The following is a 14,356-nucleotide window of genomic DNA, read 5'->3' as shown; positions in this document are numbered from 1 at the left end:
GCCAAAGGCATTAAAACAGTCTTTTTCCGTCTGAAATATCTATACCAAGTTCTTTTGCCATTCCGGTCTGCTTATATGGATTGATTTTTTCTACAATGCCGTCATGCCGGAAAAGTGAGCCTGTGTTCTTAAACCAGAAAGTCACGCCCGCCTGCACGCATTGCTCCCGGATGTTCAACACCCACTTGTAATCGCACTCTCTCGCTGCCCGCCCCGTTTCGCCGCCAACAGTAACATGATCCACTCCATGAAGATAGGGGGCCAGGTCGATTGCTTCCAGAAGCGGAGCGCAGGCAATGAACCGCCGCTTCATCGGATAAGATAAAAACAGGGGGAGCCGGTAATCAGCCAGCGCCTGGTTTTCCACTGTGCAGCCGATGTTCACATTGTCATAGCCCTCGCCCCAGTCAGAGGGAAGGGATACCGGAAACCGGTCAATCCGCTTGGTTAGAATCAAGAAATCAATGTCCGTCCGTTCCCGGATCATGGCCCAGACTTCTCCCCGCCATTCGTCCGCTTCGGGCAGGAAAAAGTCAGTGGCAAAGCAGGTGGCGAGGATCTTATCCCCTTTGATGTTGTATTCGCCCTTTTTATTTCTCCTGATAGGCCAGTCGAATTTATCCGTCTTCAGAATCGTATTCTGACCATAGCGTTTGGCATACGGTCCATAAAAATAGCAGTTTGCACAGCCGTCACTTATCTGGTAACAGCCTGTCCACGGTTCCCAATTCATAGGCAGCCTCCTAAATGTTTTGTATTGGTAAGAAGCAGGGGCGATCCAGTTCGACGCTGAATCTCCCCCTGATGTTACTTCTTCTTTTTCGGCTTTGGCGCAGGCAGCTCGTCACAGGTGGCTCGGATGAATCGCGCCATTCGTTCCTGATTGTCTACGTTATCGATGATAAAATGCGGCTTAGCGCCGGTGTAGGGCGCAGCCTCCTCGCAGTCTGAACAGAGGGCCGCGCCTGCCGCAGTCTTCTTCACGAAAAACTGGTTGTCACAAATTACTCCAATCACTTTGCCGTCACAGTAAACGCCGTATTCCCCAAACATTTTCTTATAGGTTATGCTCCCGGCACCGCCGATCTGATCACAGACATATTCTACAAATTCCAGATTTGAAGCCATAAAATCACCTGCCCTTCGCCCAACATTCACATTGTTTAATCCGTTTGCCGCCGTCGCCCCAAAATGGCTTCTCAATATGTATACAGCCTTTGCCTCCCATTTCTTCCTTGTATCCGCACTCTCTGCACAGGATCCCACATTTCGATTCAATCATAACACAAACCTCCATTTTCTCTTTAGAATAACATATCAAACAAGTCATCTGAGTGTCATGTTTTCTGTTATATTCATATGAGCGGATACGACGATTGCGGCTTGGCACAATGTTATCCGGCCAACAGCCCTGCACTGGAGACGTTATCTGTCGGGCCTGTTTTTCTTTGAGTATACTTCATAAAAATCAAAAATTTGTCAAGTCTTATCCATTGCAACGCACACCGCCTTAGGCCCATTCCTCTTCCGAGGGAATTATATAATAAATTTCTGTTTTGATATAGTAAAAATCCGACATTGTTTTTAAATAGTTGGGAGACCAACGCCTCAGACGGTCTACCCCGTTCATTTCCAATTTATCAGCCCAACAATCTGGAAGTTGCAAGAGACAGTTGAGTATTAACCCTGCCGCAGCCGTTCTATGATACTGTCCCTTGCGATCCCCCGGTACAGAAGCGTGGGAATTATCATTGTCAGCAGAATCAAAAACGGGTATACAACCAACATCGGCCAGAAAATGAACCGATAGGTGAAAAACCAAATCCCACCAGCGATGGCCCGGACGGCGACGGCGGAAAAGAGAGTGCCGATCACAGCCGAGGCGATGATAGTACCAATGGCATAATATACGCCCTCCCAGGCGAGCATCCGCTTAAGCTGTTTTCCAGTCATGCCGATGCTCTGCAGCATGGCAAACTCCTTGCGGCGGGTGATGATGCTGGTCAGAACCGAGTTGACAAAGTTTGCAATCCCGATCAATCCGATGATCATGCTCAACGCGCCTCCGATGGTGACAATCAGAGAGGTCAGGTCGTGAAAGGAGCGGATATAGGTCTCCTTCGAGTCATAATTCATCCTGGGCTCCACATCCTCCACATAGCTCCTTAGGAATGCCTCCATGTCCGCCTCAGCTCCGTCTTTGACGTTAAAGGGATAGCTGACCATGTGGGGGGTCCTGCAAAGGGGAAGAAATTGTTCGGTAGGCAGATAGAAACGCGCCTCGCCGGTATTGCGGGTCGTATCGGTGTTTTCGTTGATCCGCACCTTGGCCATCACCGTTAAATCAAAGGTGACGTCTATGGTGTTGTTCAGCCCATCCTTCGCCACATGATGGAACCGGAGGGTGTCGCCCGGATGGATGGCTGGATTGTCGATGACGTTTCCCTTATCGTCGCAGGCCAGTCCGTAGAGTACATAGCCTCCCCTATTCAGAGCCTCCCAGTCAATGGTTCCCTCCACTACCTCCATAGATTCCAGCAGGAAGTCGTCCGCACCGAAAAACTGGACATAGGGATTTCCCTTTTCGTCCTTGTTATAACTGGACACGGCCCCACTCTCCGCGGAGAAGGCCTCCTCCAACGTTCTTGTACTGTACAGGCCGCCGCCGTCTAAAAAGGCCTCGTGCTGCCTGACTGCCTCCACAAAGGAGGTTGTCAGTTCCATTTCGCTGGTCTCAAACTTATAATTGAAGTAGTCGGCGGTAGAGATAACAAAATCCTTGTTTACGAACTTCGCCACATATTTTTCAATATCAAAGCCTCTTGACAGAGTGAACACGGTATGAAACAATACCAGGCTCAGGGTCATGGAGAGAATCACCAGCAGGGTGCGCTTCCGGTTTCGCCCCAAATTAGACAGGGCCATGCGGTAGATTTTTACGCCGCCGGTGGACTTTTTGCTTGCCGTCCCCTTTCTCCGAAATGCCCCGGCGTCGCTTTCCGTGAAGCGGACCGCCTCGATGGGGGAGACGGAGCCAGCGATTTTTGCCGGCTTGCGCACACTAATCCACACCGTCAAGAAGGCAAAGGCGGCCGCCCCGAGGAAGATAGAGGGATTGGCGGACACTTTCACGCCGGCTTCAGCGCTGTAAACCGTACCATTTATCAAAAAAGGCATCAGAGCCTTTCCAATCAGGAACCCGGCCAGCAGGCCGGCGGGGATGCCGATGGCCGAAAGCCGCAGGGACTGCCTGCCAATGAGCCGCCTGATCTGCCGGCTGGTGGTTCCCAGGGTTTTCAGCTGGCCGTAGGACTGGATATCCTGAATCACGGATATCTGAAAAATGTTATAAATAATCAGATATCCCGTCACCATAATCAGCAAGATTCCGGCAAGTCCGGACAGGAGCAGGGCGGGATTTCCCAGTAATTCGCCGCCCTGATAGGCAGGGCTTACCCTTGCAATGACATAATTACTGTCGGACGGGCTGCCGCCCATGATATCGCAGGTATATCCGGTTTCCGAAAGAAGCTTCTGCAGCTTTGGCTCCACCGCCCCGCCGCCACGGAACATCACATAGGCAGCTACAATACCGGAATAGTCGTTGTCCTCCGGGTAGGTATAGGTCAAAAGCCCCGATTGGGCGTCCACAAAGGCTTTGGACACGATCAAACGGCCGATGCTGCTTAACATGTCTGTCTCCCAGAACCCGCACAGGGTAAAATCGGTGGTATACTGCATGCCTTTGATATCATATTGAAGAGTGACCGTCTGGCCGACCTCTGCCGGTACGCCCAGGGTCTCCAGCGTTCTGGTATCAGCTATGATTTCATTTTCCGCCTGGGGCCGGCGTCCTGTCGTAGGGGTATAGCGGGCAAACTCCAGCGCCATATCGTCCATATACCACAGATCAGAGGGCCATTTTTCCATACCGGGATACTGCAGCCGGTAAGAAACCGCCTTGGTATAGGCGATTTTATCAATCAGCGGATGGTCCTTAACGTCCTCATATATCTGGTCGCTGATGTAATTTAAAACCGCCTGCCCGTCGCCGCCCTGCCTGCGGATATTTTGGTCCTGCACGGTGTCCATCAGCCCGGAACCCAGAGTGAAAATCGCAGTAAACAGGAGGGTTGTCAGTGCAATGGCAACGCCTGCAATCACATTCCGGCTCTTTCCGGCCTTAAAGCAGCGGTTGGATAACCGCTTGATGACAGAGGCGTTATTGTTGCCGAATAAAATATCTTTCATGTGTACGCCCCCTTATCCTGCAATTTTCCCATCTTCTATCCGGATAATACGGTCGGCAAGCTGGGCAATCTCATTGTTATGGGTAATCATCACAAGGGTTTGATGGAATTTATGGCTGGTGGTTTTCAGCAGGCCCAAAACGTCGCTGCTTGTCCGGCTGTCCAGGTTTCCAGTGGGCTCATCAGCCAGGATAATGGCCGGTTTTGCAATGAGCGCCCGGGCAATGGCCACCCGCTGCTGCTGGCCTCCGGAAAGGTGGTTCGGCATACTCTGAAGCTTATCCTCCAGAGCCAGCATTTGCACAATTTCCTCCATATACTTCCTGTCCGCCTGGTCGCCGTCCAGCTCCACGGGCAGAACGATATTTTCATAGACATTCAGCACGGGAACCAGGTTGTAGTTTTGAAAGACAAAGCCGATGTTGCGCCTGCGGAAGATAGTCAGCTGCTCGTCCTTCATTTTGGACAGCTCTTTCCCCCGCACCACGACGCTGCCCGAGGTGGGGACATCCAACCCGCCCATCATATGCAGCAGCGTGGATTTGCCGCTGCCGGAGGTGCCCACAATAGCAGCAAACTCCCCCTGTTCGATGGAGAGGGTTACGCCGTCCAGCGCCCTTGTGACGCCCGGTTCGGCGCCGTAATATTTTTTCAAATCAGTTACCTGTAAAATACTCATGGAAACTACCCTCCTTTCCTGGTGATGGTGTAATTATAAAGAGTAATTCTCGCAGAAATGTCACGAAGTACCCTTTACGGTCCACTCAAATGTCACAATCCCGTAATATTTAAGCTTTCACCGCCTGGGCAGGAACACGGAAAAAATGGAACCATGGTCAGGACCGGACGATACAAGGATGTACCCGCCCTGCATGGTGATAATCTCCCGGGCCAGGTACAGGCCGATTCCGATGCCCTCCACATCGCGCACCGCTTCCTCCCGGTAAAACCGCTTGAAAATGGCTCCCTGGTTTTGTTCTGCGATACCTATTCCTGTATCAGCAATATCAATCTTCAAATACATTTCCCGGTATTCGGCCGAGACGCAGATTCTGCCCCCGGCGGGCGTATATTTTACGGCGTTGTCCAAAAGGTTGAACAGCGCCTCAACCGTCCACTTCCGGTCGTGGGATACGCACAGCTCTTCTTCACAATCCACATGAACCTCAATCTGTTTTTTCTCCGCACTCAGCAGGATTCCGCCCAGTGCCGCCGCCAGTGTGTCATAGATGGGCTGCTCCTTTTTCTCCAGGGAGATAACGCCGGTTTCCAGCCGGGAGGTTTTGATCATAGCCTGCATGAGAAAATCCAGCTTGTCCAGCTGGCCCCCCACCGCCTGCAAAAACTCCTTTTGCTTTTCCTCCGGGACGGGTTCTTCCAAAAGCGTGGCGTTCACCATTTTCAAATTGGCAATGGGCGTTTTCACCTGATGGGCTATATCGGAAATCAGTTCCTGCAGCTCGGCCCGTTCCTTTGCGATGCCGCGCCGGTTTTCTCCCATGATTTCATAGAGGCGGGTCAGGCGGTGATTGATTTTATAGAACAGGCTCTCTTCCTCTTCTATCTCCGGCAGTTCGCTGCTCCCTGCCGCCATCCCGTCCAGCAGCCCGCACAGCCTGTTTGAGAATCCGGTCAGCTTCCTGCGCAGGGCGGCGATAAAGATGGCCGCGCACAACAAAACCAGAAGAAGGTACACGAGGGTACACCAGACCGCCTCCCTATTTTCCGTAATCCGGTACAGCACTGTGATAAAGATCCCGGACAGCAGCAAAAGAACGGCGCCTGTCCAGGCGCAGATTTGATTGACGGAGGTTTTTTGAACTGTCATTTGTTCATTCCTCCAATCCACAGATAGCCCATGCCATATACCGTTTTGATATATTGAAACCCACTGCCCTCGATTTTTCCCCGGATGCGGCTGACGGCGGAGGTCAGAGCGTGCTCGTCCACATAATTCTCGTCCGCGTCCCATAACTTCTCCAATAACACCTGCCGCGTGAGTACAATCTGTGGATTTTTCGTCAGCACCTTCAGCAGCCGGTATTCCAGCGGCGTGAAGGAAATGGCCTCTCCCGCCAGGGTGGCGCTCATCTCCGTGAAGTTGATCAGCAGGTTTCCATCGTCGAAACAATCGCGGGCCGAATGCTTCTGCATCCGGGCCAGCAGGGCGGCCACCTTTTTGCGGAACACGCTGATGGGAAAGGGTTTTGTCACGTAGTCGTCCGCTCCCAGCTCGAATCCCCGGAGCATGTCGCTCTCCATGTCGCGGGCCGTCAGGAAGATTACGGCGGTGTCGGGGCGGCGCTCCTTCAGTTCCCGGCAAAAGTCGAACCCGTTTCCGTCCGGCAGGTTCACGTCCAACACGGCCAGATCATAGTCCTGCTTTTCGTAAAGCGCCTCGGCCTCCGCTTTCGTCATGGCGGCGTCTACTTTATATCCTACAACTGAAAGATTGTAGCAAAGCGTGTGATTCAAAAGGCGGTCATCCTCCACCACTAATATCCTCATATATAATTCCTCCCGACTCTATAATATAATACCTGCAAAATGTCACAGAAACCTCACGGCGGATGCGTAATTCCATTTTATTTTACCGCGAAAGGCCGTTTCTTACAATTCCTATATCCCCCCCACGGCGTTGTCAACTGCCATTTGGGGAGCTGGAAAACAATGGTTCAAATTAAAACCACCATTTTGCCGATGGAGTTGCCAGGCGGCAAGCGAATGAGGTACGAAATCCCAATACCCTAAGTGCCTGTGGCAAGCACTTCGTCAATCTCGCCATTTAATCTTGTAGCGCGACGGCCAATTTGGTATAATCAGAGCAACAAATTGAAATTGATGGAGGACGTGACAATGAACAGGTATGAAGAAGGAATGAAATTAATCGAAGAGAGTTGTGGAAACAAGAAAGATAATGCCCTTGCGCTCTCAACTATTGCGACAGAACTGAGTGCTGATGGTTTCCCCCGCCCCAGTGTCCGTGATGTGAGCGCTTATTATGAAGATGGCGTGTTTTATGTTACAACATCAGCAAAATCAAATAAAATGCAGCAGATTGCTCAAAACAAAGAGGTTGCGTTTTCAGTTTGCTTTGAGGGGATATACGGACACGGTATTGGAGAAAACCTCGGATGGGTTTTAGATCCCCAAAACGCTACGCTAAGAACGAAACTTCGTGAAGTATTTGCCGACTGGTACGACGATGCAAATAATGAGCAGGATGAAAACTGCGTTATTTTGGCAATCCGTATTACAAGTGCAACGATATTTAGAGACCACGGTGCTTTGCGTTATAATTTGGACTTTGTAAATAAGACGGAGGTTGAATAACTGTCAATTAAATGAGGCATTAAGCGTTATCTATTGAGCACTCTATTGTGATAAGGCGCACTTACAATTCCTGTTTGCAAAGCCGTGAAATCAGAAGTTAAAAGGGGGATTATTGTGTCAGCAGATATAGCAGAAATATTCGAATTGTTGTTCGATAAAAATAATAATGTTGCATACAAAGCCTTACAGGATTTGCAAAAAGAGAGTGAAGAAACGGATTGTGTTTATCCATATATGGATAGGTTAAGCGATATGCTTGACAGTGATAATTCTTATATTCGCACAAGAGGGCTTATATTATTTGCCTATAATGCAAAATGGGATAAAGATTATAAGATTGATGAAGTCATTGATAAATACTTGAAGCACATAACAGATGTCAAACCTATTACAGCACGACTAAAAATTGAAAGCGCCGGATCTTAAACCGACGCTTTTACTGATGAAGTTTTATAATGGTTTTCTTGAAACTTATTTCTTATTCCGCGTACGGAATTTTTTAATCAGTATGTTTCGTACTACAATAGCGCCAATCGCTAAGGCGATTATTCCAATCATTTCCCACATTGTAAATCTCACCTCACGCTCTTCTTTTTTGAACAATATGAATGGAGGCAGCTGCCGACAGAATCATAATGAGCATAATAACGCCTGCGCCGCCCAACAAAAGCATGGCGTTGTTTGTGTTAAAACTCAGGTTAAAGCTATCTATATCTCCCATAAACAGACGTACAATATAGTAAAACAGTAAAAAACCTACTGTCGGAATAAACATGAACATCTTGCCTTTGATGGAACCGTAGCAATAATAGCCCGGAATCTGGATACCTGCATAGATGCAGAATAGTATGGTACAAAGAAGGAAGGTTCCGACCATATCCGGCAGGGTGACGGCGCAATTCTTAAAATACAGAATAACCGCCTGTACTCCCAGCGTAACCAGCAGCACCAGGAGCCCCATCAAAAATATAACCAGGTATCTTCCAATGACCAAAGCGCTTTTTTTCGCTGGAAGGAAGCCATAAAACCGTTCCATGTTGTTCTTTTCCACTACGGAAAAGGTGTAGCCGGTGGTCATGGCCATTACCGTTGCTGCAAAAGACAGCCCTTCAAAAAGGGTGCCTGTAAAAAAAGTGATGAGCAGCGGCACCAGCAGCACCAGCAGAATGGATTTCAAATAGGGTTTCAGAAGCAGATAATCCAGCTTCATACATTTCACGGTAAGATTCATCGCCCCGCCTCCTTCTCCGCCTGTCGGCTTACAAATACTACTATGTCATCAATCGTTGCGTGAATGGCCTCGGGCTGCAGGTATTCCGGTAAGTCCTGCGTCCGAATGAGCGCCTCGTAGCCTGTGGCAAAGGTTCTGACCCCAATCAGCCGGTTCTCCAGATCCTCTGTCAATGTCTTTTTGTCACCGCTTACAATGCGGTATCCCTCGACAAAATCCTCTTTGCTGCCTGTGAAAATCAGCTTTCCAAGGTTGATACAGGTGATATAATCCGCGATCTTTTCGAGGTCGCTTGTGATATGGGTGGAAAAAAGAACGCTGTGCCGTCCATCTTCAATATATCCTGATAGAATCTCCAGCAGCTCATCACGGGAAACCGGATCCAGGCCGCTGGTCGGTTCATCCAGAATTAACAGCTTCGCGTCATAAGAAAAGGCGCAGGCCAGCATAAGCTTCATCTGCATTCCTTTGGACAGTTCTTTTACCCTCTTCTCTTTTGAAATACGAGATTTCGAAAGCATGGACCAATATGTTTCGCTGTTCCATTGATCATAAAAAAGAGAGTATGCCGTTTCCACATCGGTCATGTTCCACTCGTCTACAAAGTAGCTGTTGTCAAATACTACGCCGATATCCCGTTTAATCTCCTGCTCTTGGGCAATATGATCTTTTCCAAACACGGTTATGCTGCCGTTGTCAGGTTCAATCATATTGAGGATGGACTTAATCGTGGTGGTCTTACCTGACCCATTGGGGCCAATCAGCCCCATGATAAACCCTTCCGGCAGACAAAAGGTAAGATTGTCAAGTTTAAAATCCCTATAGGACTTTGAGAGTGCTGTCACTTCCAGCATTTTATTCATTTTGACTCCTCCTTAATTCTTCTTGAAACAAAGAAGACATCTCCTCATCATCAACTCCTGCTTTCCGGGCCTTTTGAACCGCCTGCCCCATAAGCGATTTTGCTTCATCCAGCAGGTGCATCTTGATAATCTCCGAACTTTTTTCGGCAACAAAACAGCCTTTTCCCTGAACCGTTTCCAAATACCCCTCGTTCTCAAGTTCCGTATACGCACGGTTGATCGTCAAAACACCAACCTTAAGTTCCTTTGCTAATGACCGGAGGGAAGGCAACGTATCACCCGGCACAATCTCGCTATTTAAAATGGAGTGAATGATCTGCCGCTTGATTTGTTCATAGATAGGGCCTTCGTAGTTATTCGATACGGTAATCTTCACGGTTGCTCCTTCTTCTATGTAACATAATGCAGTGTTATACTGTTATATACATCAGTATAACACTGTGTCTTCTCAATGTCAAGGGGGGAATTACTGGAATGACGTCACCATATAGCTTTTTAGACTGCAGGGCAAACTGGAGTTGGTGAAGCAAGAAAAACTCTATTTTTTCTCTGTATTTATAATATTTTCGTAATGGGATGTTCTCTCCAAGTGCCATCGTGTCACATACCTTAGGACACCAGAAGGACAGAGTTTCCCCCTGGCGTCACTTTATTATTTCAAAACAGTATACAACAAACTGCTTCTGCCACCCTTTGGTCTCAGGCAAAAATCATCTTCGTGACCAGCCATGCTGACAGGGGGATTGACATTTTAAAAAGCGGCGTCAGCGCCTGTAAACACAGAGCAAACTGAGTGTATCGAACTGTCCATGGGACTGGACGAAAAAGTCAGAATCCCCCTCTCTCAAATCACTTATGTAGACCCAATGAAAACAGTCCCGCACTCCATCTGCTATCATACCTTCGATGGGTCGGAAATCACAGTGCGGGACACCATCGAACATGCATTGCTGCTATTAGGCTGCGGTTTTATGAAAAGCCACCGTTCCGTCATCCTCTCGCTGTCGGCTTTCCTGTACAGGGAGGGTGTTGAGCCGCTGCTGATCGGCAATGCCAGGCTGGATTCCGTAATCTATGACCTGGCTCCTGCGCCTACCGGCCGAAAAGAGAGGTCTGCCAAACATGGGCGCCGTCTTTCAATCAAAACGGATTTTGCCGTGTCCGAAGAAAAAATCGGAGATTATTACACAGGAGTCCGCCGTGTTCTCACAAATATTTTTGGTTCAAGGGAGGTACTGGCCTATGTAACCGCTTCAGAAAAAAGTAGCGGTTCCCGTCGTTTGTTTTTCAGCACGGTGTTCTCAGAACAGTTGCAAATATTTTGTGCATGGCAGGAAAAAGCCCCTCTGAACCAGACCGGAAGCATCTGGATGAAATACATCCCGCTATTTTTGTACTCATTCTGCTGGAATATCGAGGTAAGTTACTATGAGCAGAAAACGTTCTGGTCATTTTGCAGTTATATGGTACGAAACCGCAAAGGGATAGAAATGCTGGTAAACTTAATCAACATCAGTTACTGTGTCATGAAGCTGCTTCCATATAAGGAAGAATCATTTTCAAACCATTGCAATGAAAGTGTACAGGAATTACGGTTTGCCCTCAGCGAGCAGATCTGCAAACAGGTATTTTATGCCACTTTCGTAAAAACATCGAAACCAGCATAAAATCAAATGTCATTGTAACGGCCTTAAAACACTTTATTCAGCAACAAGGGTACCATTTATAAAGTTGTAAAGGCGTGTACTTTATAATTAAACCTCACTTTACACAACATATAGCTCTGCCTCCTTCATTCTTATATTTAACTAAAGGTTCTTGACAAAGGCATAATAAAACAACTGTAAACACAGGGGCCAACCTACAACAAAACGCCGCCATTGGAGACAATGGGCGGTATTTTTGCGTACATAGGTAAATTGTGGCGGACACAATATAGGCAGGGCGGGATTGTCCTGTCAATAGCTTAACCCCGCTTACTTCTGGACATTTTGTCCAGAGGTTGACGAGATACGTCAACATGGCTCCTGTGGGTATATATCCTCCAGAGCCGCCCCCTTTTCCATGATTGGAAAAGGGCGGGGGGATAAGGTTGAACTCACATATTAAAGGCAGAGTGTTGAAAACGGAAAGTACACAAAACGCGAGGGCTGTCCTGTTAGCTTTTAGCCCTAAAAAAGCCGCTTGTATCAAGGCTTCGCGGGGCTGGTATCTTTCTATGGACTACCCCTGTTTTGGACTTCAAGGCGTAACATTTAGAGCCGGAGCGTGGAAAATTAGGCCCCTGAAAACCCGCTTGTTTTAAGCCTTTGCGGGGCCTGTTTCGAGGGAAGCGGTATGTTTCTATGCCCCGCCCCGGTTCTGCCCTGATACTGTCCACACTTATGAATATTTGGCCCGGCCCCCCTCTATGCCGAGTACCACGCGGCCCAGCGGGATATGTGGGAGGCCCTGGCCGTCAAGACGAACATCGACCATCTGCTGGGGATCACGGCCCCCGGCAGGGATAAGGAACAGGCGCGATAGCGCCGGGGACGCAGCCATCACTTCTGGACATTTTGTCCAGAAGCGACGGGTTTGGGGAGCAACCCCAACAAGCATTTTTACGGCCCCGGCGGGGCGGCAAAAATAGCAAGCGTTATACGCTTGCCCTGCTTGCCGGTAGCGCATCCCCCGGAAAACGTGTGCATTTCGGCGGCGTTTGCTCCCCCTCGTATATCCTCTTTCGTGGGACTCCGTTAGAAGTGTGATAACGGCGATACTAAAACCGTAAATAACAATTCACGGAGGTTTTTCTATGGAGAAATACGCAAACGCTTTTTCCTCTCTAAAAAATCCTAAACCTTATTCCAATCAGGCGGTCTAAGCTTGCTTTTCCCTCTCTTTTTCTATCCTATGCTTGACAATCGTTAAAATAGATGATACCATCTATAGGAGATATGTCTAAAAGAGAGGGTGTGTTGTGATTGGAAAAAATAATTTTAGGACTTCTTATGATAAAAGCGATGTCAGGATATGAGATGCGGAGCTTTATTAAAAATCATCTTGCTCTTATGTGCTCAGACAGCGCGGGCAGCTTTCAGACTGCTCTGCAAAAGCTGCTTGCCAAAAACATGATATCCTGTACAGAACATGTGGAAAAAGGGAAAAACAAAAAGACATACACCATTACAGATGAGGGACGGGACGCTTTTTTTCAGTGGGAGGAACAGCCTATGAACCACAAAAAGGCGAAGAATATCGAGTTGGTCAAACTATTTTTCTTAGGCACGTTGAGTTCCGAAAAAAGGGGACCTCTTGTTCAAGCATATCTTTCACAGCTAGTGGCGGAGCAAAAAGAGCTGATAACATTACGGGAGTATATTTTGAAATCCGAGGCGGCGTACCTCGAGAGTATTGCGTACAACAAAGAGTCAATGGACAGATTCCGGTATCAGATGGCAACATTGGACTACGGGATCGCCTCTTTTAACTTTGAAATAGAGTGGTTTGGTCAATTTTTGAAAAAGATGGAGGAGAACACAACTTTATGAATATAGAATTGAGAGAGATGCGTGAGGACGAGGCATCTCTCGCGTGGAAAACAGGCAAACCAAGTTTTGGGCGAATTGAGCGTTTGGCTTTTCAAAAACCCAAACAGGCATTTTTGGCCATTGTAGATGATCAGATTGTTGGAATGGCCTCCTTCCGGATCTTCCCGGCGAAAAACAATCTAAAGATCGGGTATGTGGAAACCGGATATGTGAAAAAAGGCTTTGAAGGAGAGGGAAATGGAGGAGCGCTTTATAAACGGGCCACAGCTTATCTCAGAGAGCAGGGCTGTGAAACTGTAACTGCTACGGTTAGGGACGATAATGTAGCATCCTGGAAGCTTTTTGAAAATAACGGTTACCACGTCACTGGTTTTATAAAGCTCTTACAATACTATGGTTTACCCAGCGCCATACGCCTATGGTTAAAAAGCACGCTTGCCATTGCTACAGGATTTCACCTGTGGAGTACCATACCATATAAAAGCCATTCGCAGATTGAAGAAGTCGGTATTTTTGCGCTGCTGAATTTGCTCGTCATTCTTCCCACTTTGGCGTTGGATGGTTCTCCGCTGGACTTTGGTCTGCGCGCCGGAGCAACCCTTCTGCTTTTGACGACCGCCCTAATTGGCGGCTTGCTAGGCACTCTATTTTCAAGGGAAAAATGGTATTTTTCCACTACCAGAGGTGGCTTGCTCATTTCCATTTTGGTGACAGTCCTGGGAGGAATCTGGCCCGTTGTGGGACGGTTTTATCCGGTTTCCTATCGGCGTGCCATCGACTTTCGGCGTGATATGGGGATAGAGGGCCTGTTTGAATGGCTGGCGATATTGCTTCTGATTGGTGTGGCAGCCCTACAAAAAGAACAATTTGCATTTTGGCATTATGTATTATCTTTTGGAAAAAACTTTTTGCTAATTCATGCTCTGCCAGTGTACCCGTTTTCAAGTTTTGGGGGGAAACGGGTTTGGGAGTACAGCAAGGGACTATCCGCAATAACCATCATTATATCAGCAGTGCTGCTATTTCTTTAGCAAATCACAAAACTATTTGACTTTTCAACGAATAAATATTACATACTTCATAAAATGCATTCAATAAATATCTACCATAAGCATTTGGCGTAGGCCGCCTTATTGGTATAAGGCG

At 48.0% G+C, this 14,356-nt stretch carries 15 protein-coding genes; 5 read left to right on the top strand and 10 right to left on the bottom strand.

The genetic code is table 11. The annotated features are described in order from the left end of the window. Positions 1–10 precede the first annotated feature (10 nt). The 7 genes from H8S75_RS00800 to H8S75_RS00770 form a co-directional block, all read right to left on the bottom strand. Positions 11–733, bottom strand: coding sequence for a DUF5131 family protein (locus tag H8S75_RS00800; RefSeq protein WP_187018561.1), 723 nt, complete (start codon positions 731–733; stop codon positions 11–13). 74 nt (positions 734–807) lie between these two features. Beyond that, positions 808–1,128 (bottom strand): TfoX/Sxy family protein, encoded by a 321-nt coding sequence (locus H8S75_RS00795; RefSeq protein WP_187018559.1) that lies wholly within the window; start codon positions 1,126–1,128, stop codon positions 808–810. Positions 1,129–1,132: 4 nt separating this feature from the next. Then, entirely contained in the window at positions 1,133–1,282 is a 150-nt protein-coding gene (locus H8S75_RS00790; RefSeq protein WP_187018558.1) for a hypothetical protein, read from the bottom strand. 398 nt (positions 1,283–1,680) lie between these two features. Continuing rightward, a complete protein-coding gene (locus H8S75_RS00785) occupies positions 1,681–4,251 on the bottom strand; it encodes an FtsX-like permease family protein (protein WP_187018556.1) in 2,571 nt (856 codons plus the stop codon). 12 nt (positions 4,252–4,263) lie between these two features. Next, a complete protein-coding gene (locus H8S75_RS00780; protein ID WP_187018555.1) occupies positions 4,264–4,929 on the bottom strand; it encodes an ABC transporter ATP-binding protein in 666 nt (221 codons plus the stop codon). A gap of 117 nt (positions 4,930–5,046) precedes the next feature. After that, complete coding sequence (locus H8S75_RS00775) at positions 5,047–6,078, bottom strand: sensor histidine kinase (protein WP_187018553.1); 1,032 nt, start codon at positions 6,076–6,078, stop codon at positions 5,047–5,049. Continuing rightward, positions 6,075–6,758 carry a response regulator transcription factor gene (locus tag H8S75_RS00770; RefSeq protein WP_187018552.1) on the bottom strand — a complete coding sequence of 228 codons (684 nt, stop codon included), beginning with the start codon at positions 6,756–6,758 and terminating at the stop codon, positions 6,075–6,077. Before H8S75_RS00770 ends, H8S75_RS00775 begins: the two co-directional genes overlap by 4 nt. A 348-nt stretch (positions 6,759–7,106) precedes the next feature. Here H8S75_RS00770 and H8S75_RS00765 point away from each other — a divergent pair, with 348 nt between their 5' ends. Further along, a complete protein-coding gene (locus H8S75_RS00765) occupies positions 7,107–7,583 on the top strand; it encodes a pyridoxamine 5'-phosphate oxidase family protein (RefSeq protein WP_187018550.1) in 477 nt (158 codons plus the stop codon). A gap of 114 nt (positions 7,584–7,697) precedes the next feature. Further along, entirely contained in the window at positions 7,698–8,009 is a 312-nt protein-coding gene (locus H8S75_RS00760) for a hypothetical protein (protein WP_243270141.1), read from the top strand. Between the two features lie 154 nt (positions 8,010–8,163). Here H8S75_RS00760 and H8S75_RS00755 read toward each other — a convergent pair whose 3' ends face one another. The 3 genes from H8S75_RS00755 to H8S75_RS00745 are packed head-to-tail and all read right to left on the bottom strand — an operon-like array spanning position 8,164 to position 10,053. Then, positions 8,164–8,814, bottom strand: coding sequence for an ABC-2 transporter permease (locus H8S75_RS00755; RefSeq protein WP_187018549.1), 651 nt, complete (start codon positions 8,812–8,814; stop codon positions 8,164–8,166). After that, complete coding sequence (locus H8S75_RS00750; protein ID WP_187018547.1) at positions 8,811–9,677, bottom strand: ABC transporter ATP-binding protein; 867 nt, start codon at positions 9,675–9,677, stop codon at positions 8,811–8,813. The genes H8S75_RS00755 and H8S75_RS00750 overlap by 4 nt, the downstream gene beginning before the upstream one ends. Then, complete coding sequence (locus H8S75_RS00745; RefSeq protein ID WP_187018545.1) at positions 9,670–10,053, bottom strand: GntR family transcriptional regulator; 384 nt, start codon at positions 10,051–10,053, stop codon at positions 9,670–9,672. The genes H8S75_RS00750 and H8S75_RS00745 overlap by 8 nt, the downstream gene beginning before the upstream one ends. Positions 10,054–10,543: 490 nt before the next feature. On the opposite strand from H8S75_RS00745, the gene H8S75_RS32535 reads away from it, so the two are divergent. The 3 genes from H8S75_RS32535 (at position 10,544) to H8S75_RS00725 (ending at position 14,241) form a co-directional block, all read left to right on the top strand. After that, a complete protein-coding gene (locus H8S75_RS32535) occupies positions 10,544–11,344 on the top strand; it encodes a hypothetical protein (protein WP_349768842.1) in 801 nt (266 codons plus the stop codon). A 1,299-nt stretch (positions 11,345–12,643) separates the two neighbouring features. After that, entirely contained in the window at positions 12,644–13,210 is a 567-nt protein-coding gene (locus H8S75_RS00730) for a PadR family transcriptional regulator (RefSeq protein ID WP_187018544.1), read from the top strand. Further along, complete coding sequence (locus H8S75_RS00725; protein WP_207729042.1) at positions 13,207–14,241, top strand: GNAT family N-acetyltransferase; 1,035 nt, start codon at positions 13,207–13,209, stop codon at positions 14,239–14,241. The genes H8S75_RS00730 and H8S75_RS00725 overlap by 4 nt, the downstream gene beginning before the upstream one ends. Positions 14,242–14,356: the final 115 nt, after the last annotated feature.

This window comes from Hungatella hominis, from assembly GCF_014288005.1.
GTDB lineage: Bacteria > Bacillota > Clostridia > Lachnospirales > Lachnospiraceae > Hungatella > Hungatella effluvii.
This window is presented reverse-complemented; position numbering and strand designations above follow the sequence as displayed.

What these genes read in the sequence shown, in the direction of transcription:
- H8S75_RS00800 (WP_187018561.1), bottom strand. Translation starts at nt 733, where the DNA reads ATGAATTGGGAACCGTGGACAGGCTGTTACCAGATAAGTGACGGCTGT.
- H8S75_RS00795 (WP_187018559.1), bottom strand. Translation starts at nt 1,128, where the DNA reads ATGGCTTCAAATCTGGAATTTGTAGAATATGTCTGTGATCAGATCGGC.
- H8S75_RS00790 (WP_187018558.1), bottom strand. Translation starts at nt 1,282, where the DNA reads ATGATTGAATCGAAATGTGGGATCCTGTGCAGAGAGTGCGGATACAAG.
- H8S75_RS00785 (WP_187018556.1), bottom strand. Translation starts at nt 4,251, where the DNA reads ATGAAAGATATTTTATTCGGCAACAATAACGCCTCTGTCATCAAGCGG.
- H8S75_RS00780 (WP_187018555.1), bottom strand. Translation starts at nt 4,929, where the DNA reads ATGAGTATTTTACAGGTAACTGATTTGAAAAAATATTACGGCGCCGAA.
- H8S75_RS00775 (WP_187018553.1), bottom strand. Translation starts at nt 6,078, where the DNA reads ATGACAGTTCAAAAAACCTCCGTCAATCAAATCTGCGCCTGGACAGGC.
- H8S75_RS00770 (WP_187018552.1), bottom strand. Translation starts at nt 6,758, where the DNA reads ATGAGGATATTAGTGGTGGAGGATGACCGCCTTTTGAATCACACGCTT.
- H8S75_RS00765 (WP_187018550.1), top strand. Translation starts at nt 7,107, where the DNA reads ATGAACAGGTATGAAGAAGGAATGAAATTAATCGAAGAGAGTTGTGGA.
- H8S75_RS00755 (WP_187018549.1), bottom strand. Translation starts at nt 8,814, where the DNA reads ATGAATCTTACCGTGAAATGTATGAAGCTGGATTATCTGCTTCTGAAA.
- H8S75_RS00750 (WP_187018547.1), bottom strand. Translation starts at nt 9,677, where the DNA reads ATGAATAAAATGCTGGAAGTGACAGCACTCTCAAAGTCCTATAGGGAT.
- H8S75_RS32535 (WP_349768842.1), top strand. Translation starts at nt 10,544, where the DNA reads ATGAAAACAGTCCCGCACTCCATCTGCTATCATACCTTCGATGGGTCG.
- H8S75_RS00725 (WP_207729042.1), top strand. Translation starts at nt 13,207, where the DNA reads ATGAATATAGAATTGAGAGAGATGCGTGAGGACGAGGCATCTCTCGCG.